Origin of the sequence: Gordonia alkanivorans NBRC 16433 (assembly GCF_000225505.1) — a bacterium.
In the GTDB taxonomy this organism is placed as follows: Bacteria; Actinomycetota; Actinomycetes; order Mycobacteriales; family Mycobacteriaceae; genus Gordonia; species Gordonia alkanivorans.
In genome coordinates, this window is the sequence record NZ_BACI01000092.1 from 56,768 (window position 1) to 82,090 (window position 25,323).

Below are 25,323 nucleotides of genomic sequence, written 5' to 3' on the forward strand. Positions count from 1 at the left end.
TGGGTCCGCCGACACCCGCCGCGGCGGCGGCGTGGCCCCGTCCTGGACAAGTACCATCGCCCTCTGTGCGCACGCCCGTTCCCGAAGTGACCCCGGTCGTCGCGACGCCCAACGAGGACGCCGCGACCGGTAACACCTCGGGCTATCGGCTCGACCTCGACGGCCTGCGCGGTATCGCGATCGCGCTCGTCGCCGTCTTCCACGTCTGGTTCGGCCGGGTCTCCGGTGGCGTCGACGTCTTCCTGACGCTCTCGGGCTACTTCTTCGTCGCCTCGCTACTCAAGCACGTGCTCGCCACCCAGCCCGCCTCCGCGTCGTGGGGCCGGGCGATCAACCCGTGGCCGCGGTTCTGGCGCCTGGTCCGACGACTGCTCCCCGCGCTGCTCCTGGTGCTGGCGTTCACCGCCGCGCTGATCGCCCTCGTGATGCCGACGACCCGGTGGGGTCCGCTCGGTGCCGAGCTGCAGGCCAGCGCGCTGTACTACCAGAACTGGCATCTCGCGTTCGAGTCGCAGGACTATGCGGCCGCCGACTCCGCGAACAGCCCGATGCAGCACCTGTGGTCGATGTCGATGCAGGGCCAGTTCTTCGTGCTGACGCTGCTGTGCGCGCTCGCTCTCGGTGGCTTGCTGCGCGCGCTGTCACTCAAGGTCGAGTTCTTCCGACGCCCGCGGGTCGTGCGCGGCATCGTGGGGTTCGCGCTCCTCGGCGTCGCGCTCGTCTCCTTCGCCTGGGCGAACTACCGCCACGGCATCAACCAGCCGTTCACCTACTACGACACCGTCGCCCGACTGTGGGAGCCGCTCGCCGGTGGCCTGCTCGCGGTGTGGATGCCGAAGCTCGCGCTGTCCGCGCGCCTGCGCAACCTGCTGAGCCTCGTCGCCCTCGGCCTGATCATCACCTGCGGCTGGTGGATCGCCGGTGTCCAGGAGTACCCCGCGGCGTGGGCGCTCGTGCCCGTCGGCGCGACGCTCATCCTGATCTGGGCGGGCTCCCCGGCCACCGCCCGACCGGCCGAGGGACAGGCCCGGGTGAGTCGCGGTCTCGCCCATCCGCAACTCGTGTGGCTCGGTTCCATCGCCTACGCGCTCTACCTGTGGCACTGGCCGCTGCTGATCTTCTACATGGCGTGGCGCTATCAGGACGAGGTGTCCTGGCTCGAGGGCACCGGAATCCTGGGCGTCTCGGTCCTGATCGCGTGGCTCACCACCAAGTACGTGGAGGCCCCGCTACGGTCTGGATCGCTCAGGCGTAAGAAGACCGTCGCAAGAACGACCGACGGCGACGCCGCGCCGGACACGACGATCAAGCCCACGCAGACGGACAAGCCCGGCTTCCAGAACTCGCGAGGCTACCGCGGCGCCCTTCTCGCGATCCTGCTGGTCATCAGCGTGGCCGCCGGCAGCGCCGCGGTGACCTGGCAGCGCGACGCCGCCAACGCGACCCTCGACACCGAGAACCTCGACCCCCGCCTCTACCCCGGCGGACGGGCCTTCCTCAACGGTGCGCCGGTCCCGAAGGTGACCGCCCAGCCGAGTCCCGACGTCGTCGGCATGGACTGGCCGATCACCTCCTACGACTCGATCATCAGCGGCTGGAAGGACCCGTCGATCAAGGTCGGGTACTACGGCGACGTCGACGCCACCCGCACCATCGCCCTGGTCGGCGGCTCGCATGCCGAGCAGTGGATCACCGCGCTGAACGACATCGGCAAGCGGCACAACTTCCGCGTGACGACCTATCTGAAGGTGGGCTGCGCGCTCACCACCGAGCATGTCTTCACCTGGTTCGGGCAGAAGTACTACCAGTGCAACGACTGGTCGAATCGTGTGATGGAACGCCTGGCCGTGGACAAGCCGGACTACGTGTTCACCACATCCACGCGTCCTCCGCAGGGGTCCGAGAAGGGCGACAACGTGCCCAAGGACTACAAGGAGATCTTCGCCCGGTTCCGCGACCGCGGGCAGAAGGTGATCGGCATCCGCGACAACCCGTGGTCGACCGGCAAGCTGAAGCCGCCGGAGTGCCTCGCCAGCGGCCGCAAGCCCGAGGTGTGCGGGGTCTCGCGCGCACAGGCCATGGCGCCCACCGACCCGGCCGCCGCGCTCGCCGACGAGTTCCCGAACATGACCTTCCTGGACTACACCGACGCCATGTGCGACGACACCTACTGCCCGGCGGTGGTCGGCAACATCCTGATGTGGCACGACTACCACCATCTGTCTGCCACGTTCGTGCGCAGCCTCATCCCGGCAATCGAGGCGGACCTGCAGAAGGCCACCGGCTGGTGGTGAGACCCGGGACGAGGGTCGGTGTCAGCAGGCCGGGCAGAAGTGCGCCGGACGGCGCTGCCGGAACGCGATCTGATCCCCCGGCGAACCGGCCCACTCCGGTTCCGCCCGCACGAACAGTTCGACGCCGTCGTCGTGTCGGGCCGGATCGGCAGCCGTCAGCGACACCCTGACCTCGATGTGCTCCCCGCACGGCCTGACCGAGAGAACTGTCGCACGACCGAGCTCCGACCCGTCCGGGGACGTCGCGACGTCGAGGTCGCCGGGACGGAGCATGACCGTCCCCGGACCCCGAGCCGGCCTCCGCAATCGCAACAGTCCGGCCGAACACCGGACGACATCCCCGTCCGCGTCGCCGGGAAGCTCCGAGACCTCGCCGAACATCCGCGCGACCTCGGCGTCCGCCGGCGCCAGATACACCTCTTCGGGCGACCCGACCTGACGCACCTGTCCGGCCATCAACACGACGATCTCGTCGGCCATCGCCATGGCCTCCTCACGGTCGTGCGTCACGAGCAGACCACTCGAGCCCTCGGCCAGGATCGTGTCACGCACATGGTCGCGCAGGCGGGTGCGCAACTGGGCGTCGAGTGCGGAGAACGGCTCGTCGAGGCCGATCACCGCGGGCCGCGGGGCCAACGCCCGGGCCAGCGCCACCCGTTGCCGCTGACCGCCGGACAATGCGCTGGGGTGGCGACCGCGAAACTCGCTGAGCCCCACGACTTCCAGCAACTCGGTGGTGCGCGCCGCGCGTCCGGGGGTCCGACGCCACCACGGGCCCAGACCGAACCTCACGTTCCCGGCGACACTCAGATTGCCGAACAGGGCGCCCTCCTGCGGGACCAGCCCGAAACTCCGGCGCTCGGTGGGGATGTCGACGTCACGACCTCCGTCACCGCGTACCGACGCGACCTCGATGCCGCCGATCTCGATTCGTCCGGACCGAAGCGGTTCCAGGCCCGCGATCGTGCGCAGCAGCGTCGTCTTCCCGCACCCGGAGGGTCCGATGACCGCGGTGATCGACCCGGCGGGCACCCGCAGGGAGACCCCGTCGAGGATGGTCGCATCACCGAGGACGACCGAGATGTTCTCGACCCGCACAGCGTCATTCATCGGTCAACGCCCTTTCCGAACAGCGTGGACAGAGCCGCGGTCGGTATCGACGCGACGATGATCAGGACAAGGCCGAGGACAGCCGCCCGCCCGTGGTTCAGGTCGTTGCTGAGACTCCACATGTCGGTGGCCAGCGTCCGGGTGCCGATCGGTGCCAGCATGAGGGTGGCCGGGAGTTCCTTGGCCACCGACAGGAACGCCAGCGCGGACCCGGCCAGCACCGCCGGCATCAGCAGCGGCAACTGCACGCGGACGGCAGTGGCCAGCGGTCCGGCGCCCAGGGTTCGCGACACATCGGCCACGTGCAGCGGGATGGCGTCGACACCGGATCGGACGGGACCGAGGCACACCGGCAGGAACAAGACCACGTACGTCGCGATCAGCATTCCCGCGGTGAGGTAGTAGGACGGCAGGACCCTCGTCCCCAGGAACACCATCGACAGCGCGACCGTCACACCCGGCAGTGTGTAACCGAGGTAGGACACGAGCTCCACGGAGTCCCCGGTGCGAGTACGCGGACGGGATATGAAGAACGCCAGCGGAAGTGCCAGGATCGCGATCACGACGGCCGCCTGTGCCGACAGTTCCAGCGTGGTGCGGGTGTACGGGGCGACCCACACGAGCAGCTCACCGAAGTCGTCGAAGCCGAGTCTGCGGGATTCACGGATCTCGGTCAGCAGGCCGATGATCGGGACGCAGACGCCGACCGAAACGGTCAGCGTCACGAGGGTCCAGGCGACGGGCCGGTCACGGGCGTCGCGACTCCGGGGCGGGGTGGCACCGGAATCGACATCACGACGTACGCGTCGTTCGGCCAGCGCGAGGACGACGGCGATCGTGGCGAGCACGAGCCCGTACAACGCGGCGACCGATCGGTCCAGAGTCCCGTTGTAGGCGTTGTAGATACCGACCGTGAACGGCTCGAACCTCACGATCGCGGGGCCGCCGAAGTCGCTGATCGAGTACAGCGCGACAAGCAGTCCGCCGGCGAGGACCGCAGTACGAATTCTCGGCAGGGTCACCCGCAGGAACGCGGTCGGCGCGCTGCATCCAAGAGTGCGAGCGGCCTCTTCCTCTCTCCCCCCGGTCCCCGCGAGAGCTGCCATCGCCGGCAGCATGACCAGCGGGTAACAGGCCAGGGTCAGCACGAGCACCGCGGCCCACAGACCTTCGAATCCGGGGAACAACCGTGTCCACACGAAGCCGGAGACATACGACGGAATCGCGAGTGGTGCGGTGAGCAGGGCGACCACGACCGCGCGTCCACGACGGACGCCGCGGGTCACGCACCACGCCGCGCCCACACCGATCACGATCGAGGCGGACGTCACCAGGACGGCGAGTTGCGCTGTCCGCCAGAGCAATTGGCCGGTTCTCGGCCGGAAGAGGTAGGCGAGGGCGTCGTCCGCCCCGATCTCCATCACCCGGACGACCAGGTACACCACCGGAGTGACGAGCAACAGGGCGATGATGACGCTGACGAATCCCAACAGCAGTCGTCCCGACCGGATGGTCCGGCCGGGACGACGAAACACCGCGCGTTTCAGACGATCAGACAGCGCCGACCTCGTTGAGCAGTTTGTCGGTACCGGCCACATCGGCGAGTTGGTCGAGCGTGATCTTCGGCGGCGACAGCTGGTTCAGCGTCGGCAGCCCGTCGACCGGGAGCGGTTCGTTGCCGATCACCGGATACTCCCCGACCTCGGTGGCGAAGTAGGTCTGGGTTTCGGGTGTGAGGAACTGCCGGACGAAGTCGAAGGCCGCTTCCTTGTCCCCGGCGGTCTTCAGGACACCGATGGCACCCACGTTGACCAGCGCACCCGGATCTCCGTCCGAGAAGAAGTGCAACCGGCCGGGGACGTTCTCGATGCCCTTCTCCTGTACTTCCTGGACCCAGTAGTAGTGGTTGGTCAGACCTGCGGCGAGCTGCCCGTTGTTGACCGACTCCACGATCTGCCCGTTTCCTTCGAACGCCTGGGGGTCGTTCGCCAGGAACGCGGTGAGCCATTCCCGGGCCCCGTCCTCGCCCCGGGTCAACCTCAGCGCGGTCACGAAGGACTTGAAAGACGCATTGGTGGGCGCGTATCCGACCTTGCCACGGAACTCGGGTGCGAGCAGGCCGTCGATACCGGTGGGCAGTTCGTTCTGGGGCAGCTGTCGCGGGTCGTAGATCAGGACTCGCGAGCGCGCCGATGTCGACACCCAGGCACCGGTTTCCGAGCGGTAGGCCTCGGGGACACTCTCGGCGATATCCGCTGGTAGCGGTTCGAGCAGCGAGGCGTCGGCCAGTGCGCCCAGCTCACCGGCGTCCTGAGCGAAGAAGAGGTCCGCGGGTGAGCGTTCGCCCTCCTCGAGGATCTGCGCAGCCTTCTTGTCGTAGGCCGCCGTCACCGGAATGGTTCCGTTGATGCGCTCGACGAGGGGTCCGACCAGCGATTCCGAGCGGCCCGAGTACAGAACGAGAGTCTCGTCGTCTCCCGCCGAGTCTCCCCCCGAGCAGGCCGCGAGGACGCTCGTGGCGATGAGCGCGGCCCCGGCCGTCGCGATCGCTCGTCGGATCAGGCCGGTGGTCCTCATGCGCTCTCACTTTCCTCCGGCCGCTCCCCGTCGAAGCGACCGCCCTCTGGACTTGGCTAGCCTAACCGAACTAGGACCCCGCATAGAACAGGACTCGACGGTTCCGCACGCGGCGCACGCACCCAGAGACCTCAGCCGGCGCGGCTCAGCACCGCCTTCGGGCCCGCGAACACCGTCTCACGAATGTGGTTGCGCACCAATGTCCATGACGGACAGTCACATTCGGCTTCGACGCCGCGGGCGTCGACCCCCTCGCCACGGCACAGCGCGATGGCGCGCCGGAGATGGAAGTCCTGGGTCACGACGACCAGTCGGTCGACGCCGAACACCCCCCGCGCCCGGCGACAGCTGGTCGCGGTGTCGAGTCCCTGCGGGTCGTCGACCATGACCTGCGCCGGGACCCCCGCGGCTTCGAGGTAGCTCCGCATCACCGCCGGTTCGTCGCCCGCTGCGGGAGAACCGTTGCCGGAATTGATGATTCGTACGACTCGCCCATCCCGGTACAGCTCGGCCGCAACGTCCAGCCGGCCGCGGACGTAGTCACCGGGAACGCCGTCCTCCACCAGTGAACCGAGCACCAGTAGCGTCGACCCGTCCGGCACCTGCTCGGCGTCGAGGACCCGGTCACCGGCCACGACGTACATCCAGGTAGCCGCCACGGTGACCCATAGTTCGACGACCACCAGCACCGCAAGCACCACCGGCGCGACGAGACGTGCTGCTGACCTCACCTGTACAACCTAGGTGTAGGAATACATCTCACCCAAGATGACAATTCGCTGCCGCTCCCTGACCCCCGGGCCGATACTGAGACCATCTGCCGCGCTCAGCCCCGACGCGTATCCGACAACCGTGGAAGAGAGTGTGCATGCAGTACATGCCGGTGACCTCGTCGATGTTCCTCCTCGCCGAGACACGTGAGCAGCCGATGCACGTCGGCGGGCTTCAACTGTTCGTGCCGCGCGAGGGCCAGTCGGCGACCGAACTCGTCGAAGAGGTCATCGAGGCGTTCTCCTCGTGCGCCGAGGTCCATCCGCTGTTCCGCAAGCGCCCAGCCCCGCCGGTCACCATGCTGGGCAACTTCGCCTGGGCCTACGACGCCGAGATCGACTACGACTATCACGTCCGGCGCACGGTTCTCCCCAGGCCGGGGCGCATCCGGGAACTGTTGCGATACGTCTCACTCAGTCACGGCGCGCTTCTCGACCGTTACCGCCCGATGTGGGAGCTGCACATCATCGAGGGGCTCGAGGACGGCCGGGTCGCGATCTACACCAAAATCCATCACTCGATCGTGGACGGCGTGTCAGCACTTCGCCTCCTGCAGCGCATGCTCTCGCCTGACCCTGACGACAGATCCGGATCCGCGCCGTGGGATCCGGCCCTCGTCGGCCAGAAGCGTCCCCGACCGGCTACGTCGTTGCGCGAACGGCTGTCCGGGCTCGCAGATACCGGGCTACAGATCGCCGGCCTCGGCCCGGCGGCCGTCAAGGTGGCACTCGCCGGCGTGCGGGAACCGGACTTCGTGCCGCCGGTGTCCCGCGCGCCGCGAACCATACTCGACGTGGCGATCGGCAGTGCGCGGCGGTTCGCCGCCCAGCAATGGGAACTCGGTCGGCTGCGCGCGGTCGCCGACGCCCTGGACATCACACTCAACGACGTCGTCGTGGGGATGTGTTCGGGCGCACTTCGGTCATACCTCGTCGATCAGGACGCTCTGCCCGACTCCCCGCTGGTCGCCGCGGTGCCGGTGTCGATGCACACCGACGAGGAGAAAGACGGAAACGCCGTCACCGCGATCATGGTCGACCTGGCCACCGACCAGCCCGACCCCGAACGCCGGCTGAACTCGGTCGTCGCATCCGCCCGCCAGGCCAAGAACGTCGTCCGCGGCCTGAGACCCTTGCAGGCGCTCGCGCTCGGCGCGGCCAATTTCGCGCCGCTCGCCTTCGCGACCATCCCCGGCTTCGTCCAGTACGTGCCGCCACAGTTCAACATCATCATCAGCAACGTGCCGGGACCGTCGGAGCACCTGTACTGGAATGGCGCTCGACTCGACGGCCTCTACCCGGTCTCCATCGCGATGGAGGGCCTGGCGTTGAACATCACCGTGACCAGCACCGCCGAACACATCAACTTCGGGCTGATCGGCGCTCGCGCGCAGGTCCCGAGCCTGCAGCGACTGCTGACACACCTGGACACCGCTCTCGAAGAGCTCGAGAAAGTGGCCCACGTCCGCTGACCCCGGAGCAGCCCGAGAAGCGAATTGGGATCCTCCCCACCCTGACTCGACAGTAAGTTACTGGCGAGTATCATTCGGTGTGAGTTTAGACCAGCAAGAATTAGGCCAACCTTGGCAGCGCGCCACCGGCGCGAAGAATTACGGTTACCTGTAGTACACCGCTCCGCGGGGACAGCCCTGCGCACTCTGTGCGCTTCCTCCGGCGGCGGGACGACCTAGACGAAAGGCCGGTACGCGCCCGTGACAGCCACGACGATTGCCATCGGCACCACAGCAGCGGTGATCAGCCTCTTCTGTTGGTACCTGTTCCTCGGCGGAGTGGTGCGGATGTTCCGCACCATCAAACTCGGCCAGAAGGTCGACGGGTCCCGATTCTGGCCGGTGATCCCGCGACTGGTGACGATGATCAAGGAGTTCATCGCCCACACCCGCATGGTGAAGTTCCGGACGGTGGGCTGGGCCCACTGGCTGGTCATGATCGGCTTCATGGGCGGCGCCCTGCTGTGGTTCGAGGCCTATGGCCAGTCGATCAACCCGGAGTTCCACTGGCCGGTCTTCGGTGACACCTTCGCGTGGCGCCTGTGGGACGAGATCCTGGGCATCGGCACGGTGGTCGGCATCATGGTGCTGATCGTCATCCGCCAGCTCAACCACCCGCGCGTCCCCGAGCGCATCTCGCGGTTCTCCGGATCCCGCTTCGGCGCGGCCTACTTCGTCGAGGCCGTCGTCCTGCTCGAGGGTCTGGGCATGATCCTGGTGAAGGCGTCGAAGATCGCGACCTACGGTCACGCCAACGCCTACTCGGACTTCTTCACCATGAACGTGGCGAAGATCCTGCCCGCGTCGCCGACGCTGGTGTCGATCTTCGCGGTCATCAAGCTGATGAGCGGCATGGTCTGGCTGGCCGTCGTCGGCCTGAACACCGACTGGGGCGTTGCGTGGCACCGTTTCTCGGCGTTCTTCAACATCTACTTCAAGCGTGAGGCCGACGGCGGCGTCGCCCTCGGTGCGGCCAAGCCGATGATGAGCCAGGGCAAGGTCCTCGACATGGAGACCGCCGATCCGGACGTCGACGCGTTCGGTGCGGGCAAGATCGAGGACTTCTCCTGGAAGGGCTGGCTCGACTTCAGCACCTGTACCGAGTGTGGCCGCTGCCAGTCGCAGTGCCCGGCCTGGAACACCGGTAAGCCGCTGTCGCCGAAGCTGCTCATCATGTCGCTGCGCGACCACGGCAACGCCAAGGCCCCGTACCTGCTGGCCGGTGGTCGCAAGGACATGGGCGGCGACGAGGTCGGCCTGGTCGACGCCGACGGCAACGTCGACGAGGCCAAGCTCAACGCGATCCCCGAGGCCGCTCGCGCCGAGGCTTCCCGCAAGCTGGTCGGCGAGTCCAAGGGCAAGATCGGCGGCGGCGAGGGCATCGAGTCGGCCGAGGGTGAATTCGATCCCGAGGCGTTGGGTGCGGTCATCGACACCGAGACCCTGTGGAGCTGCACCACCTGTGGCGCCTGCGTCGAGCAGTGCCCGGTCGACATCGAGCACGTCGACCACATCCTCGACATGCGCCGCTACCAGGTCCTGATCGAGTCGGACTTCCCGACCGAACTGGCCGGCATGTTCAAGAACCTCGAGAACAAGGGCAACCCGTGGGGCCAGAACGCCTCCGCGCGTACCGCCTGGATCGACGAGATGGACATCGACATCCCGGTCTTCGGCAAGGACGTCGAGTCGTTCGAGGGCTTCGAGTACCTGTTCTGGGTCGGCTGCGCCGGCGCCTACGAAGACCGCGCGAAGAAGACCACCAAGGCCGTCGCCGAGCTCCTCGACATGGCCGCGGTCAACTTCATGGTCCTCGGCGAGGGCGAGACCTGTACCGGTGACTCCGCACGACGCGCCGGCAACGAGTTCCTGTTCCAGATGCTCGCGCAGCAGAACATCGAGATGCTGGGCGAGGTCTTCTCGACCGCACCCGAGCAGCGCAAGAAGGTCGTCGTCACCTGTGCGCACTGCTTCAACGCACTGGGCAACGAGTACCCGCAGCTGGGCGCCAAGTACGAGGTCGTCCACCACACGCAGCTACTCAACCGCCTGGTCCGCGAGAAGCGCCTCGTGCCGGTCGCCCCGCTCGGCGAGGGCGTCACCTACCACGACCCGTGCTATCTGGGCCGCCACAACAAGGTCTACGACGCCCCGCGTGAGCTGATGGGTGCGGCCGGATCGACTCTCACCGAGATGCCGCGTCACGGCGAACGGTCCATGTGCTGTGGTGCCGGCGGCGCCCGCATGTGGATGGAAGAGCAGATCGGCAAGCGCATCAACCTCGACCGGGTCGACGAGGCGCTCGACACCCTCGGCGACACCACCGGCGAGGTCAAGAAGGTGGCGACGGGCTGCCCGTTCTGCCGCGTGATGCTCACCGACGGTGTGACCGCCCGGACCAGTGGCACCGAGTCCGAGGGCAAGGTCGAGGTCGTCGACGTCGCACAGCTGCTACTCGACTCGGTCAAGCGCGGCAAGACCGAGGTCAAGCTCGGCGGCCGTTACCTCGGCCCGCGCCCGAGCGCTCCCGAGCCGGAGGCCGAGCCCGAACCCGAAAAGGTCCCGGCCGCAGCGGCCGCGACCGCGACCGCAACCACCGAGGCTGCTCCGAAGCCGAAGGTCGGCCTGGGCATGAAGGGTGGCAAGAAGCCCGGCGCCGCAGCCAAAACCGAGGCACCGGCGGAAGCTCCGGCCGAGAAGAAGCCCGCTTCCAAGGGCTTCGGCATGAAGGGCGGCAAGAAGCCGGGTGCTGCGGCTGCAGCACCGGCCGCCGCGTCGGCACCCGCCGAGGCTCCTGCTGAGGCACCGGCCGAGACGAAGCCCGCCTCGAAGGGCTTCGGCATGAAGGGCGGCGCGAAGCGTCCGGGTGCGGCGAGCAAGCCTGCCGCTTCGGCAGCTCCTGCTCCCGCCGAGGCCGAGTCGTCGGAGGCCGTGAAGGCCGAGGCACCGGCAGCAGAGAAGACCGCGGAGGCGAAGCCGGCCAAGGCCAAGGGCTTCGGCATGGCCGCGGGCAAGCGTCCCGGCCAGAAGGCGTCCACCCCGAACGCGGCAGCAGCCGACGCCGGTGTGACCGCTCCCGCCGAGAACAAGGTCGACGAGGCCGAGTCGGCACCCGATGCCGCCCCGACCGTCGACACCGAGTCGGCCACCGCCACCGCCACAGCGGCGACGGAAGAAGTGCCGGGCAAGGCCAAGGGCTTCGGCATGGCTGCGGGCAAGAAGCGTCCGGGCGGAATCGGCAAGGCCGCTCCCAAGCCGTCCGCGGCTGCGGACGCTCCGGTGGCGGCCCCCGCCGCTGAGGCCCCTGCGACCGAGGCACCGGCTGCCGAGGCCGAGCCGGCGGCGGAGGCACCCCAGGGTGGTTCGGCTGCGGCGCTGACCGAGGAGAAGCCGGCCAAGGCCAAGGGCTTCGGCATGGCCGCGGGCAAGAAGCGCCCCGGTGGGGCGAGCAAGGCCGCGCCGAAAGCGGCGGCACCCGCCGCAGCACCGGCAGAGGCCGCTCCCGCTCCCGAGGCGACTCCGGAACCCGAGGAGCCCGCCGAGGCACCCGAAGTCGAGGAGACCCCGGCAGCCGAGGCGCCGGCCGAGGCGAACGGGACCGAGGTCCCGGCCCCGTCGGACAACGGCTCGGGCGACGCCCGGACCATCGCCGAGACCGGGGCGTCGAAGGCCAAGGGCTTCGGCATCGCGGCCGGCAAGAAGCGGCCCGGCCACAAGTAGTCACAGCAGTACCGAAACGGGCTCCGACCACCACGGTCGGGGCCCGTTTTTCGTGCTCTGGACCACGGTCGGACAGCACTGGCGGAAACCCATTTGCATCCGGCTGCGACAATTGAACTCGTGAGTAGGCCCCATGTGTCGCATCTGAACCAGAACCTCAAGCCGCTCGAGCAGTCGCTCAAGCTGCAGAACGTGTGTTACGAGATCCGCGGACCCGTACACGCGCACGCGCAGCGGCTCGAGGCGGAGGGCCACCGCATCCTCAAGCTGAACATCGGCAACCCGGCTCTGTTCGGATTCGAGGCACCCGACGTGATCATGCGCGACATGATCCACGCGCTCCCGTACTCGCAGGGATACTCCGAGTCCGCCGGTGTGCTGTCCGCTCGTCGTTCGGTGGTCACGCGGTACGAGCTGATCCCCGACTTCCCCTTCTTCGACGTCGACGACGTCATCCTGGGCAACGGTGTCTCCGAGCTCATCACGATGACGATGCAGGCGCTGCTGAACGACGGCGACGAGGTCCTGATCCCGGCACCGGACTACCCGCTCTGGACGGCGATGACGTCGCTGTCCGGGGGCACCCCCGTCCACTACCGCTGCGACGAGGCGAACGGCTGGAACCCCGACATCGCCGACATCGCGTCGAAGATCACCGACCGCACCAAGGCGATCGTCATCATCAACCCCAACAACCCGACGGGCGCGGTCTACTCACGCGAAGTCCTGCAGCAGCTCGTCGAACTGGCTCGTCAGCACTCGCTGCTGATCCTGGCCGACGAGATCTACGACAAGATCATCTACGACGAGGCCGAGCACGTGAACGTCGCGTCGCTGGCTCCCGATCTGCTGTGCCTGACCTTCAACGGCCTGTCGAAGGCGTACCGGGTGTGCGGGTACCGCGCCGGCTGGGTCGTGATGACCGGCCCGAAGGAACACGCCAAGGGATTCATCGAGGGCATGGGCATCCTCGCCTCCACTCGACTGTGCGCGAATGTGCCTGGGCAGCACGCCATTCAGGTGGCGCTCGGCGGCTATCAGTCCATCGATGCGCTCGTCTCCCCCGGCGGCCGGCTCTACGAGCAGCGCAACGTCACCTGGGAGAAGCTCAACGAGATCCCCGGCGTCAGCTGCGTGAAGCCCAAGGGCGCCCTGTACGCCTTCCCGCGCCTCGATCCCGAGGTGCACGAGATCCACGACGACGAGCTGTTCGTCCAGGACCTCCTGCTGCAGGAGAAGATCCTCGTCGTGCAGGGCAGCGGGTTCAACCTCGATGACACCAACCATTTCCGCATCGTCACGCTGCCGTGGTCACGCGACCTGAAAGAGGCCGTCGAGCGGATCGGCAACTTCCTTTCCTCGTACCGCCAGTAGGCGGCAGCTCCCACGCGGCGGCAGGCCCGGGTCTCAGTGGACCCGGGCCTTTTCGCGTCCCGGTCTGGTTTCGGTCCGCGTAACCGGGGAATCCGCACTGAGACGGGTTCGCGCAAGGGTCTAGACATTTATGTAACCGTTGGTAACGTGTAACTCCAATCGGGGTCTACAGCGAGGTGACACGGATGTCCGAACAGGCAGTGCAGGTGCGGCCCGACTGGCGGCGGGGGACGGTGTCCGGCGACGTCACGCTGGCGACCTTCGAGCTCGGCGACCCGGGGAATCCGACGGTCCTGCTGGTTCACGGCTGGCCCGACACTCACCACCTCTGGACGCACATCGCGCCCCGGCTCGCCGAGAAGTACCACGTGGTGGCCTACGACTGCCGCGGCTTCGGCGAGAGCGATCGCCCGCGCAAGGTCGGGGCGTACCGGCTGGCCGAGCTCGCCGACGACCTCTTCGCCGTCGCCGAAGCCGTCAGCCCCGACGCTCCCGTCCACGTCGTCGGTCACGACTGGGGTTCGGTCCAGGCGTGGGAGGCCGTGAGCCGGCCGCGGGCGCACACCCGCATCGCATCCTTCGTCTCGGTCTCCGGGCCGAATCTCGATCACCTCGGCCACTTCCTCCGCAACGGGCTGACCCGTCCGACGCCCCACCGCGTGCGAACCATTGCGACGCAATCGCTCTCGTCGGCCTACACGGGGTTGTTCCAGCTTCCCGTACTCCCGAACGCGCTGCTGACCGCGCTTGGGAATCCGCGGGCGTGGAAGCGTTTCCTGCACACCGTCGAGGGCACGCCACCGGAGAACGTCGTCGTCGCCGGAACCCTACGCCGCGACATGATCACCGGGCTCGCGTTGTACCGAGCCAACATCCGCCAGAAGCTCCTCCGTCCGGAGCCGCGCCCGACAACGGTGCCCGTCCTGCAGGTGGTCAACGAACGCGACATCGCCCTGCGCCCGGCCATCTACGAGAACACCCCGACCTTTGCGGCGAAGCTGTGGCGACGCGACACCCCCACCGGCCACTGGTTGCCGTACACCAACCCGGATTATCTGACCGAGACGGTCCTGGACTTTCTGGCCGCCCAGACCGGCGGCGACTCCCCGCCGACCGTCGAACGGTCGAGGGTGTTCGGCGAACCGAAACCCCTTGCCGGCAAGCTTGTCGTGATCACCGGTGCGGGTAGCGGTATCGGGCGGGAGACCGCACTTCTTCTCGCCGAGCGCGGCTGCGAACTCGTGCTCGCCGATCGGAATCTGGACACCGCGGCCGAAACCGAGCAGGCCTGCAAGGTCGCCGGGGCGGTGGCTCACGCCTACCTGCTCGACGTCTCCGACACCGACGCGTTCGTGTCCTTCGCCGCGGCGGTCCGCGAGCAGCACGGCGTCCCCGACGTCGTGCTCAACAACGCCGGAATCGGTTTGGCCGGTGGAGCTCTCGCCGCTACCGACGAGCAGGTCGACCGACTCCTCGACGTCAACCTGCGCGGCGTCATCACCGGGAGCCGCGAGTTCGGCCGGCAGATGGTGGAACGCGGGGTCGGCGGACACATCGTCAACGTCTCGTCGGCCGCGGCGTTCACGCCTTCGCGCAGCCTCGGGTTGTACTCGGCGTCGAAGGCCGGTGTCCTGCTGTTCTCCGAGTCGCTGCGGGCCGAGCTCGCCGAGCACCGCATCGGCGTGAGCGCCATCTGCCCGGGCATCGTCGACACCAACATCGTGGCGTCGACGCCGATCGCCGGTCTCGACTCCGCTTCCGAACAGTCACAACGGGATCGCCTGGACCGCTTCTATCAGCGTCGTGGCTTCACCCCGGATCGGGTGGCCACCGAGATCGTCTCGGCCATCGAGCACAACAAGGCCGTCGTCCCGGTGACGCCCGAGGCGAAGGTCGGCTATCGCATCTACCGTTTCGCGCCGTGGTTGTCGCGCATCGGCGCCCGACAGAACGTCACCGGATGAGCACCGTCGAACGCCCGCGTCCCGATCTGTCCCCGACCGATCAGGCCGATCCCGGACCCGTCGAACTACACGCCCGCAATGTGGCCTTCGACTGGGACGACGTCCCCCTGCACTGGATTCCCGGTCACCCCGTCGCTTCGAACTTCATCAGCGTGCTGAATCTCCTTCTACCGGAGGGTGAGCGCTGGTTCGTGCAGACCTACAACGAGGCGCTGCCGCTGGTCGCCGACGAGGAACTCGCCTCCCGGATGCGAGGTTTCATCGGCCAGGAGGCCATGCACGCCGAGGCCCACGACCACGTGCTGTGGGAGTTCCTCGATCACCACGGCATCGATCCCCGCCCCTACCAGCTGCAGATGGAGTGGATCTTCCGTCGGGTTCTCGGTCCGGCGACGAGCGGCTCCACCGAGGCCCGCCACAAGCACCTCGTCGAGCGCCTGTGGCTGATCGCGGCGCTCGAGCACTACACCGCAGTGCTCGGCGATTTCGCGTTGAACAACAACTGGATCGAGGCAGGCGCGCATCCGACGATGGCCGACCTGTTCATGTGGCACGGCGCCGAGGAAGTCGAACACCGCGCCGTCGCGCACGACGTCGCCGCGTACTTCGGGGACAGCTACCTGCGCCGCGGGCGCGCGATGCTCGCCGTCCTCCCGATACTGCTGTTCCTGGTGCAGCGCGGATACCGCTTCATCATGAAGCAGGACACGTCGGTGTCCTTCAACTACATCCAGAAGAAGTGGCAGTTCCACCGCGGCGTACGCGCCGACGTGCTCCCGCCGCTGCGGAGCATCGTCTTCTCCACGTTCAGTTACTTCCGTCCCGGGTTCCGCCCGGAGCAGATCGGCAGCACCGCCCAGGCCGTCGCCTACCTCGCTTCGTCGCCGGCCGCGCGCAACGCCGCGTGAGGGACTCCGATGAATCAACGCGCACATCCACATTCGACGAGCCTGACCCAACCGCCCCCACATCTCTACGGGCGGTGGCGCCGTGATCCGATCCTCACGGTCGGCACCGCGTTCATGCGGGCCTGGTGGCCTGCGTGGCGTCCACTGTCCCCGTTGAGGCCGGCACCGGCCAACCCTGGGATCACTCAGGTGCGCATCGTGAATCGCGAAGTCGTCGCATATGACGAGAACGTGATCGCGCTGACGCTGGCCGCCGCCGATGGGGGCGTGTTGCCGTCCTGGCACGCCGGCGCCCACATCGACGTGCTGCTGCCATCCGGGCGGATGCGAGAATATTCGCTGTGCGGTGACACCGCCGATCACGAGCACTACCGCATCGCGGTGCGTCGCATCCCCGACGGCGGCGGGGGTTCGATCGAGGTCCATGACGCCCTGGAGGTCGGGGATGTGGTGTCGATCAAGGGTCCGCGCAACGCTTTTCCGCTGGCGGTTCCCGGCCACGGCTCCCCCGCACGTCGGATTCGCTTCATCGCCGCCGGGATCGGCATCACGCCGATCCTGCCGATGCTCGCGGTGGCCGAGCGCTTCGGGCTGGACTGGTCGATGATCTACACCGGGCGCTCCGCGGACTCGATCCCCTTCCTCGACGAGGTCGCGAAGTTCGGCGACCGCATCACCATCCGGACCGACGATCAGCACGGACTCCCGACCATGTCGGAGCTGGTCGGCCCGGTCCCCGATTCCGACGCCGATCTCGCCGTGTACTGCTGCGGGCCGGTGCCGATGCTGGAGAGCCTCCGCCGCCATCTGGCCGACCGCGCCGACATCGAGCTGCACTACGAGCGCTTCAGTCCGCCTCCGGTGGAGAACGGCTCACCGTTCACGGTGACGCTGGCGTCCACGGGTGCACAGATCCCGGTGGCCGCCGACGAGTCGGCGCTCGCGGCGATCCGGCGGGTGATGCCGTCGGTGCCGTACTCGTGTCAGCAAGGCTTCTGCGGCACATGCAAGGTCAGGACGTTGTCCGGCGACATCGATCACCGCGACAACATCCTGACCGAGCCCGAACGCGAGGCCGGGACGATGCTGACCTGCGTGTCACGCAGTGCCGGCGGGAACCTCACGCTCGATCTGTGAGACATCCCCCCGCGCACGCGCAACCCCTGTTCCCTGAGGAGCTTGCGGAGGATGCGTCTCGAAGGGCACGTGACGCCCGGCAACCGTGCCGCGTAGCAGGAACACCGCTGCCACACCGGCTGCCGCGGTGATGGCCACCGCCGCCCACACCGCGTTGTGCAGGCCGTCCATGAAGACCTCCTGGACCGCGGCGCGGACCGTGTCGCTCATGGCGGCGGGCACCCGGCCGGCGACCTCGACCCCGGCCATCACCGACTGTTCCGCGGTGGCGACCACCTCGCGCGGTAACCCACTGCCCGACAGCCGATCCCCGATGCCGGCGACATAGGCCGAGGTCAGGATCGAGCCGAGTACCGCGACGCCGAGCGTGCCGCCGATCTCGCGGGTGGTGTCGTTGACCGCACTGCCCGCACCAGCCTGTTCCGGACGCAGCGCATCCATGATGAGCTGCGTGCACGGACCCGAGATGAACGCCAGGCCGGCGGCCATCAGCAACATCGCCCAGACGATGAGCTCCCAGTATCCCGATGTCCGCGAGGACAACTCGACGAGCGCGAACCCACCGGACATCAGGAAGGCACCCGTCACCGCGACGTAGCGCGCCCCGAACCGGTGTGAGAGAGCCATCGCCACCGGCGACAGCACCGCCATCACGATGGCGAACGGCAGGGTTCGCACACCGGCGGCGAGTGGGCCGTAACCCTTGACCGCCTGGAAGAACTGGGTGATCAGGAAGATGAACCCGAAGAGCGCGAAGAACGCCACGCTGATCATCCCGGCCGCGGTGGCGAAGTGCCGGTTGGCGAACAGCCGCACGTCGAGGATGGGATGGGCGATACGCAGTTGGGTCACGACGAACACGGCCAGAATCGCAAGAGCAGCGACGATTCCGAGGACCGTGCGGGTCTCACCCCAACCGACGTGCGGCGCTTCGATCAGGGTGTACGTGAGCAACCCCAGACCGGCGACCGAGAGACTCACTCCGACAGCGTCGAATCGGGGCACCGCCAGTGGCCGGGTACCGGGCACGACCGCGAGGATCACGGCGAGCGCGGCCAGCCCGAACGGGACGTTGACCCAGAACACCGAGGTCCACGAGAAGTGCTCGAGCAACCAGCCACCCGTCACGGGACCGATGGCGACGGCGATACCCGAGACCGCCGCCCAGATGCCGACGGCCATCGCCCGCTCCTTGGCGTCGGCGAAGATCGTCGTGATGATCGCCAGCGTCGCTGGGAACACCAGTGCCGCAAAGAGTCCGAGGCCGCCGCGGGAAGCGATGAGCTGTCCGAGGCTCTGCGACGACGCAGCGAGGACCGACACCGCCATGAAGCCGATGACACCGGTGAGGAGCATCCGCCGGTGACCGAACCGGTCGCCCAGATAGCCGCCGGTCAGGAGGAGGCCGGCGAAGACGAGCGTGTACGCGTCGACGATCCATTGCAGGCCGGAGATCCCGGCGTCGAGGTCGCGGGCCAGCGTCGGCAGGGCGACGTTGACGATCGTGTTGTCGATCATGACCAGCAGTTCGGCAAAGCTGAGGGCGCCGAGCGCCCACCAGCGTGAGCCCATACGTCCAGTACGCATCGGCATTCTCCTGTTCCGTGAGCGAGAGTTCAGATATGGAACGCCGTACCACTGTTGTAGAACACCGTTCTATACAAGAAGAACACCGTGCTAGTAGCTTGTCAATATGTCTCCCGCGAAGCCGCGCACGCGAACCTCAGCCGCCGAAGTCCGGTCATCCCTCATCCGTGCCGGCCGCACGATCCTCGAGCGCGACGGCGAGGCGGGACTGACCGTGCGAGCGGCGGCGGCCGAGGCGAAGGTCGCGCCGATGGGCGTCTACAACCACTTCGACGGCCGCGACGGGCTGCTGGATGCGCTGGTCACCGACGGTTACGCCGAGCTGGGTCGTGCGGTGGCCGCGACGGACGACGATCCGTCCACGCGCCTGCGGAGCTCGGGGCGCGGTTACCGTCGCTTTGCCACGTCGAGTCCCGTGGTCTACGGACTGATGTTCTCCGCCCGGTGCACACCGGACCTCGAGGTCGCGGCTCATGCGTTCGAGGTGCTGGTCGACGTCATCCGCTACGGCCAGGTCGCGGGCGTGGTCGCGACGGGCGACCCGACGACGCTCGCGATGCAGACCTGGTCGGCGGTGCACGGGGCGGTGAGTCTGGAACTCATGGGTGCGCTGCCGCCGAACGTCGATGCCGACACGAACTACGAGAACGTACTCGACTTCATCGCGCGGGGTCTGCGGGCACAGCCTGCCGAGTGAACCCCTGCCCGATCACGGCAGGACGATCGGCGGCAGTCCGGGGATCGGATTCGGGATCGTCACACCACGCTGCGGTCGCGGTGCGCGGGAGCGGGGTCGAGGTGCAGGTGCCGGCTCGTTCGTCGCCACGGGCGGTGGCGGTGGCGTGTAGCGCTGAGCCGGTTGACGTGCCTCCGCGAAGATGGCCGGATCGGCGTATTCCTGGGTGGTCGGCGCCGTCGTGGTCGGCGTGGTAGGACCGGCGACCGGCGCCGGGAAGGAACCGTTGCTCCCCGCGGCCAGTGCGACCGCCACTCCGATGATGGCGAGCGCGCACACCAGTGCCACTCCTGCCAACACCCGCTTCGCCGGGACCTCACGCCGAGGGCGAACCGGCGCCGGACCTGGCCGATTGACCAATGAAAGTGTTTCCGGTGCAGGGACGTTCGCATGCGGTGGCATGTCAGGGGCTGGGCCCGCACCGGGATGGCCGGCATCGGGCCGCGGCGTCCGGAAGCTGCCCTCGGGTGAGACCGGCGTGTGGTGTTGAACCGGCACGGGTTCCGGAACCGGCGGGGGTCCGGAATGTGCCGTCAGGGCGCCGAATGCCGTTGCGGGAGCATGGTCCACCGGGCGCGCAACAGGCGCCTGGAACATCTGCTCGGCACCTATGACCGGGAAATCACCTGAGCGACCGGGGCTTCCGGACGGCGAATCGAACGGCAGCGAGAGTTTGCCGGTCGGGGCGTCGTCAGGCCCGACGGACCCGGACACCTTCGGAGCGGTCGGTGCGGTCACCTCGACGGCAGCACGCTCGGGCGCCACGTCGACGAGGTCCTCTGGCGCAGAGTCGACGACGTCCTCGACCTCGGCCTCGCTGTCGTCACGGTCGGCCTCGCTGTCGTCAGGGTCGGACTCGCGACCGTCCGACGTCTCGGCCGCCTCCGCCTGCATGGACGCCGGTGTCTCGTCTCGGTCGTCCACGGGTTCCGGCTCGACCGGGTCTGAGCTGTCGGTCGCGTCGGTGACCTCCGCGGAGTCAGCGCTGTTGCTGTCGGCCGCGGGCTCCTCGACGGTCGTGGGCGGGCTGTCGGTACCGGTCGCGTCACTCTCGGCGGTCACTGTTGGCTCGGGCTCGTCTTGGGGTACCTCGGGCTTGTCTTGGGGTACCTCGGGCTTGTCTTGGGGTACACCGAGCGGCCCGGCTGGTACTGCGTCGGTCAACGGACCGGGAGCGGCGTCGACGATCGGTACCGGTACGGCTTTCGCGATCCCGTCGCGGAGACCCGGCCACACGCCCAGGCCGTCGGCGATGACGACTGCATGGGCCTGCGCGCCGGCCACCGCCGCACGAGCCAACTCTTCACCGCGTGCGATGAGCGCACCACCGGCCTCCTCGACATCTCGCCGCGCCATCCGGAACAACCGAATGTGTCGGCGTCCCATCAAAAATGTGCCATCGGAATCCTGCAGTCGTTCACGTCCGCGCGAGATGAGCTCGAAGAGTTCGTCCTGCCACTCGGGCGAGGTCGGGGATTCGACCCGTCCGATCCGGGTCAGGTGGTCGGCGATGGCACGGTCGAGCGCCCCGAGCGACAGCGCGGCGTCGGCGTACGTGTCGGCGACCGTGCCGCGGGATGTGTCGAAACGTCCGACCGACACGCATCCGTTCCCGTCGAGCCCCAGGAGAACCACTTGAGGATCGTCGTCCAGACCGCGCGAACGGAGTTTGGACCGCACGTCGTCGAGCACTGTGGGGTCCACCGGGACCTCTGCTGCCGCAGAGGCCGGCCCCACAGCCGAATCGAACACTGTGTCGGTCATCTGACTAATTCCTGCACTTGTGTGCACCTCGCCCAGCACGCCCCCACGGCGAGAAGGTGCCCCCCTGATCAATCGCGGGGTTCAACCTAACACGTCTACGCGGGGAATCGCTTTCGACGGCAACCCGTTCACCTGCGTGAACGAAGTAGTTGTCTCAGTTTTTCGCGCGGGCACGGGCCCGCCGAGCGCGCGGTAGTCCCACCCCGCCGACCGCCAGGCCTGAGAGTCGAGACAGCGCCTCGCGTCGACGATGCGCTTGTGCCGCACCACCGGTGCGAGCTCGTCCGGGGACATGTGCACGAACTCCGCCCATTCGGTTGCGACGACGACGACATCCGCTCGATCGCAGGCCGCGCGCGCCGAGCTCGCATAGCTCAGCATCGGTTGCACCCGACGCGAATTGTCCATGGCCTGAGGGTCGAACACGGTGACCGATGCACCGTCGAGTGCGAGACGGCCCGCGACGGCGAGTGCGGGAGAGTCCCGGACGTCGTCGCTCTCCGGCTTGAATGCGGTTCCGAGGACGGCGACGTTGCGACCCAGCACCTCTCCCCCGAGCGCTTCGGCGACCAGTTCCGCGGCGGCACCGCGTCGTCGCATGTTGATGGCGTCGACCTCGCGCAGAAACCCGACCGCGCGAGGTGCGCCCATCTCGTCGGCACGGGCGGTCAGCGCCCGGATGTCCTTGGGCAGGCAGCCGCCGCCGAATCCCAGTCCCGCGTTCAGGAATCGCCGTCCGATCCGGGCGTCGTGGCCCATCGCGTCAGCGAGTGTGCCGACGTCGGCGCCGGCGATCTCACACAGTTCACTCATCGCGTTGATGAACGAGATCTTCGTCGCGAGAAAGGCGTTCGCGGACACCTTGACCAGTTCAGCGGTGGCCCAATCGGTCTCGATGAGCGGGATACCGGTTTCGAGGACTTCGCGATAGATGTCCCGGATGACCTCGCCGGCCAGGGATTCCACTTGCGGGACCCGCGGGTCGTCGACGAGCCGTCCGACGCCGACGACCATCCGGTCGGGCGCGAGGGTGTCCTCGACGGCGAAGCCTTCGCGCAGGAACTCCGGACTCCACGCCAAATCGACGTCGGCTCCGGGGGCCGAGAGGTGCGAGATGCGGTGCGAGAGTTCCTCGCACGTGCCGACGGGGACGGTGGACTTGCCGATCAGAACGTGGGTGCCCCGCAGCGTGGGCACGAGCGCATCGACGGCCGCGTGGACGTGGGACAGGTCGGCGCGGTGTCCTCGCACCTCCTGCGGGGTGCCGACGCCGATGAAGTGGACCGAGGCGTGGTCGGCGGCGACCGAATGGTCGGTGGTGAAGCGCAGTCGCCCGGCGTCGAGGTTGCGGCGAAGGATGTCGGAGAGCCCGGGTTCGAAGAACGGGACGTCGCCGGCCTGCAGGCGTTCGACCTTCTGCGGGTCGATGTCGATACCGACGACGTCGTGGCCGAGTTCGGCCATGCAGGCCGCGTGCGTCGCGCCGAGGTACCCGCAACCGATCACCGTGAGCTTCATGGTCGCAACGATTACCCAGGCAGGTGTGCCGCCAACCAACCGTCGCGTTGCGTGTGGTGATCGGGTGGGTGAACTGTCAGTCGTTCTTGATGAAGTTCAGGTACGCCTTGGACGGGGTGGGGCCGCGTTGTCCCTGGTACTTCGAGCCGACCTTCTCGCTGCCGTAGGGGTGCTCGGCCGGGCTGCTGAGGCGGATGAGGCACAGCTGGCCGATCTTCATGCCTGGCCACAGTGTGATCGGCAGGTTGGCCACGTTGGAGAGTTCCAGGGTGATGTGGCCGGAAAAGCCGGGGTCGATGAAGCCGGCGGTCGAGTGGGTCAGGAGGCCGAGGCGACCGAGCGACGACTTTCCTTCGAGGCGTCCGGCGAGATCGTCGGGCAGGCTGCACACCTCGAGGGTGGAGCCCAGCACGAACTCACCCGGGTGCAGCACAAAAGGCTCACCCTCTGTCGGTTCGACAAGGGTGGTGAGTTCGTCTTGGCGTTGGGCCGGGTCGATGTGGGTGTACCGGGTGTTGTTGAACACGCGGAACAGACTGTCGAGCCGGACGTCGACGCTGGAGGGCTGGACGAGCGCAGGATCGAATGGATCGATGGCGAGGCGCCCGTCAGCGATCTCGGAGCGGATGTCGCGGTCGGAGAGCAGCACGTGTCGAGGTTATCGAATGGTCACGGTGGATCTGCGGCGGTGTCCGACGGCCCGGACGATTCACCTCCCCCGCGGCCGCCCGACCGGCGCCGTCGGGCGTCGGCGCGCATGCGGTTGAGGACCTCGTCGGTGCGGTTGGCGTGATTGACCCTGGGGGTCTGATCCGGGTGCGACGTCGGCGGGTGCCAGACAGCGCGACCTGCGTCGACCCCCTCCGTGGCGATCGTGGTGGCCCACTGGTCCTCGCCGGGGCCGACGGCACGGTTGTGCGGTCCGCATGCGGTGGTCATGTTGTCGATGTCGGTGGGACCGTGGTCGGCCGTCCATTCGGCCACGTGGTGGAGTTCAGAGTCGAAGGACGACCGGGTGCAGCGTGGACACGTGCAGCCACCGTCGCGGCCCACCGCGGCGATCCGCTGGGCCCGGGATGCGAGGCGCTTGGCGCGTCCGAGGTAGAGGACCTCACTGGTGTGGTCGCGGAACACCTCGAGGTACTGCTGCGACTCGGCGGCGAGTTCGACGGCATCCTTGATCGGCAGTAGCGCGCCTGTAGCAGTGCGCGCGGGAGCCCCGGCCCGCTCGCGGAGCGCCGATTCGGTGATCGTGACGATGACCTGCGGCGGCAGCCCGTGGTGGGATCGGCCGAGCGCGCCACTGTCGAGCACCAGGCGCAGTAGAGCACTGAAGGCGTCGTGATTGCGTTTCTCGGCCGATCGGTCGTCGCGTTCGGCGGCCGCCGCAAGGGCGTCGGGATCTGCGTTCCCTGGGTCTCCGGCGGGTGACTCCGGGTCGTCGGGGTTGTTCATACCCGGCGCTGCCCACACCGCCAGCACGACGTCGAGCATGGCGCGGGTCTTGGGATCGAGGGTGGCCGTCAGCTTGGACATCAGCTGTGCGTCCTGCGGACCGAGGCGCATGCCGCGCATTCGGGCGCGATCGCGATCGTCGGTGAGGCTCCCATCGGGGTCGAGGTGCGCGAGGATGCGTGCGCCGAGCTGGCGCAGCGACGACGGATCGTAGTCGCGCGCGTAATGCGCAAGCGTCGCCTCGGCGGCTTCACGGTCGGCCGGGTCGACGGCGGCCGGGACCTTTTTCATCACCTCGACGATGACGTCGACATTCCTCCCCGAGATCCCGCCTTCGGCAACGCCTTTGGCGGTCTCCGGAAATCGCGGCTCGAGTACCTCGCCCTGCATGTCGGGGAACTTCCCGATTGCCCACACGCGATTCAGGAGCCGGTTGGCCTCTCCGCTGCGGTTGAGCACGCTCGTGACGAAGTTGGTGACGGTCTGGCAGCCGGCTTTCCGGTACGCGGAGCGTTCGTCGATGTCGATGATGTGGTCGGCGAACGAGGTGAGCATGCGACGCTCGGCGCGCTCGTGCTCGATCGCGACCTTGAGCAGGTCGGTGTCGGAACAGTCCGTGGACACCGTCTCGCTGATCTCGTCCAGCAATGCGTGCAGACGCTCGTACTGGTCGAGAAGAAGTGGTTGTGATGCAGATGGCTCGCAGAAAGCCATGATTTAACCCCCGTCATCATGGCTTTACTCGAAACTATGTTCGAGTGTACGTACGTCTACGCAGGTGCGCAACCCGATCCGCAAGAAATCTTCGCGCCGCTCGCGGAGACCCCGACCGCAGTTTGCTAGGCTTTCGATCGCGAGCCCAGCGCTCGCACGCCGATGTAGTTCAATGGCAGAACAT

At 67.8% G+C, this 25,323-nt stretch carries 17 protein-coding genes; 8 read left to right on the forward strand and 9 right to left on the reverse strand.

Translation table 11 applies throughout. The features are described 5' to 3' along the window. Positions 1-65 precede the first annotated feature (65 nt). Positions 66-2,294 (forward strand): acyltransferase family protein, encoded by a 2,229-nt coding sequence (locus GOALK_RS16090; protein ID WP_006359894.1) that lies wholly within the window; start codon positions 66-68, stop codon positions 2,292-2,294. Between the two features lie 21 nt (positions 2,295-2,315). On the opposite strand, the gene GOALK_RS16095 is transcribed toward GOALK_RS16090, so the two are convergent. From GOALK_RS16095 to GOALK_RS16110, 4 genes are all read right to left on the reverse strand, one after another. Next, a complete protein-coding gene (locus GOALK_RS16095; RefSeq protein ID WP_006359895.1) occupies positions 2,316-3,404 on the reverse strand; it encodes an ABC transporter ATP-binding protein in 1,089 nt (362 codons plus the stop codon). Continuing rightward, complete coding sequence (locus tag GOALK_RS16100; protein ID WP_085948644.1) at positions 3,401-4,939, reverse strand: ABC transporter permease; 1,539 nt, start codon at positions 4,937-4,939, stop codon at positions 3,401-3,403. The genes GOALK_RS16095 and GOALK_RS16100 overlap by 4 nt, the downstream gene beginning before the upstream one ends. A gap of 16 nt (positions 4,940-4,955) precedes the next feature. Further along, positions 4,956-5,981, reverse strand: a complete 1,026-nt coding sequence (locus tag GOALK_RS16105) for an extracellular solute-binding protein (RefSeq protein WP_006359897.1) — start codon at positions 5,979-5,981, stop codon at positions 4,956-4,958. A gap of 131 nt (positions 5,982-6,112) precedes the next feature. Beyond that, positions 6,113-6,682 (reverse strand): SanA/YdcF family protein, encoded by a 570-nt coding sequence (locus GOALK_RS16110; protein ID WP_006359898.1) that lies wholly within the window; start codon positions 6,680-6,682, stop codon positions 6,113-6,115. A 167-nt stretch (positions 6,683-6,849) separates the two neighbouring features. On the opposite strand from GOALK_RS16110, the gene GOALK_RS16115 reads away from it, so the two are divergent. The 6 genes from GOALK_RS16115 to GOALK_RS16140 all read left to right on the forward strand — a co-directional run bounded on the left by GOALK_RS16115 (position 6,850) and on the right by GOALK_RS16140 (position 17,365). Continuing rightward, positions 6,850-8,223, forward strand: coding sequence for a WS/DGAT/MGAT family O-acyltransferase (locus GOALK_RS16115; RefSeq protein ID WP_006359899.1), 1,374 nt, complete (start codon positions 6,850-6,852; stop codon positions 8,221-8,223). A gap of 240 nt (positions 8,224-8,463) precedes the next feature. After that, positions 8,464-11,982 (forward strand): (Fe-S)-binding protein, encoded by a 3,519-nt coding sequence (locus GOALK_RS16120; protein ID WP_006359900.1) that lies wholly within the window; start codon positions 8,464-8,466, stop codon positions 11,980-11,982. Positions 11,983-12,102: 120 nt separating this feature from the next. Then, the gene (locus GOALK_RS16125; protein ID WP_040004266.1) at positions 12,103-13,356 is read left to right on the forward strand and encodes a pyridoxal phosphate-dependent aminotransferase; all 1,254 of its coding nucleotides are present in this window, start codon (positions 12,103-12,105) and stop codon (positions 13,354-13,356) included. Between the two features lie 185 nt (positions 13,357-13,541). Continuing rightward, positions 13,542-15,320, forward strand: a complete 1,779-nt coding sequence (locus GOALK_RS16130) for an SDR family oxidoreductase (protein WP_006359902.1) — start codon at positions 13,542-13,544, stop codon at positions 15,318-15,320. Then, positions 15,317-16,228, forward strand: a complete 912-nt coding sequence (locus GOALK_RS16135; RefSeq protein ID WP_006359903.1) for a metal-dependent hydrolase — start codon at positions 15,317-15,319, stop codon at positions 16,226-16,228. The genes GOALK_RS16130 and GOALK_RS16135 overlap by 4 nt, the downstream gene beginning before the upstream one ends. Before the next feature lie 9 nt (positions 16,229-16,237). Beyond that, on the forward strand, positions 16,238-17,365 hold the full coding sequence (locus tag GOALK_RS16140; protein WP_040004267.1) for a PDR/VanB family oxidoreductase: 1,128 nt from the start codon (positions 16,238-16,240) through the stop codon (positions 17,363-17,365). Here GOALK_RS16140 and GOALK_RS16145 read toward each other — a convergent pair. Then, positions 17,327-18,952 (reverse strand): DHA2 family efflux MFS transporter permease subunit, encoded by a 1,626-nt coding sequence (locus GOALK_RS16145; RefSeq protein WP_006359905.1) that lies wholly within the window; start codon positions 18,950-18,952, stop codon positions 17,327-17,329. The two genes, GOALK_RS16140 and GOALK_RS16145, sit on opposite strands and share 39 nt — an antisense overlap. Before the next feature lie 106 nt (positions 18,953-19,058). On the opposite strand from GOALK_RS16145, the gene GOALK_RS16150 reads away from it, so the two are divergent. After that, positions 19,059-19,649, forward strand: a complete 591-nt coding sequence (locus GOALK_RS16150) for a TetR/AcrR family transcriptional regulator (RefSeq protein ID WP_006359906.1) — start codon at positions 19,059-19,061, stop codon at positions 19,647-19,649. Positions 19,650-19,661: 12 nt separating this feature from the next. Here GOALK_RS16150 and GOALK_RS16155 read toward each other — a convergent pair whose 3' ends face one another. The 4 genes from GOALK_RS16155 to GOALK_RS16170 all read right to left on the reverse strand — a co-directional run bounded on the left by GOALK_RS16155 (position 19,662) and on the right by GOALK_RS16170 (position 25,139). Continuing rightward, positions 19,662-21,452 carry a hypothetical protein gene (locus tag GOALK_RS16155; RefSeq protein WP_006359907.1) on the reverse strand — a complete coding sequence of 597 codons (1,791 nt, stop codon included), beginning with the start codon at positions 21,450-21,452 and terminating at the stop codon, positions 19,662-19,664. Positions 21,453-21,533: 81 nt separating this feature from the next. Continuing rightward, the gene (locus GOALK_RS16160; RefSeq protein ID WP_006359908.1) at positions 21,534-22,970 is read right to left on the reverse strand and encodes a UDP-glucose dehydrogenase family protein; all 1,437 of its coding nucleotides are present in this window, start codon (positions 22,968-22,970) and stop codon (positions 21,534-21,536) included. 76 nt (positions 22,971-23,046) lie between these two features. Next, a complete protein-coding gene (dcd, locus tag GOALK_RS16165; protein WP_006359909.1) occupies positions 23,047-23,619 on the reverse strand; it encodes a dCTP deaminase in 573 nt (190 codons plus the stop codon). A gap of 20 nt (positions 23,620-23,639) precedes the next feature. Then, entirely contained in the window at positions 23,640-25,139 is a 1,500-nt protein-coding gene (locus tag GOALK_RS16170; protein WP_040004268.1) for an HNH endonuclease, read from the reverse strand. Positions 25,140-25,323 lie beyond the last annotated feature (184 nt).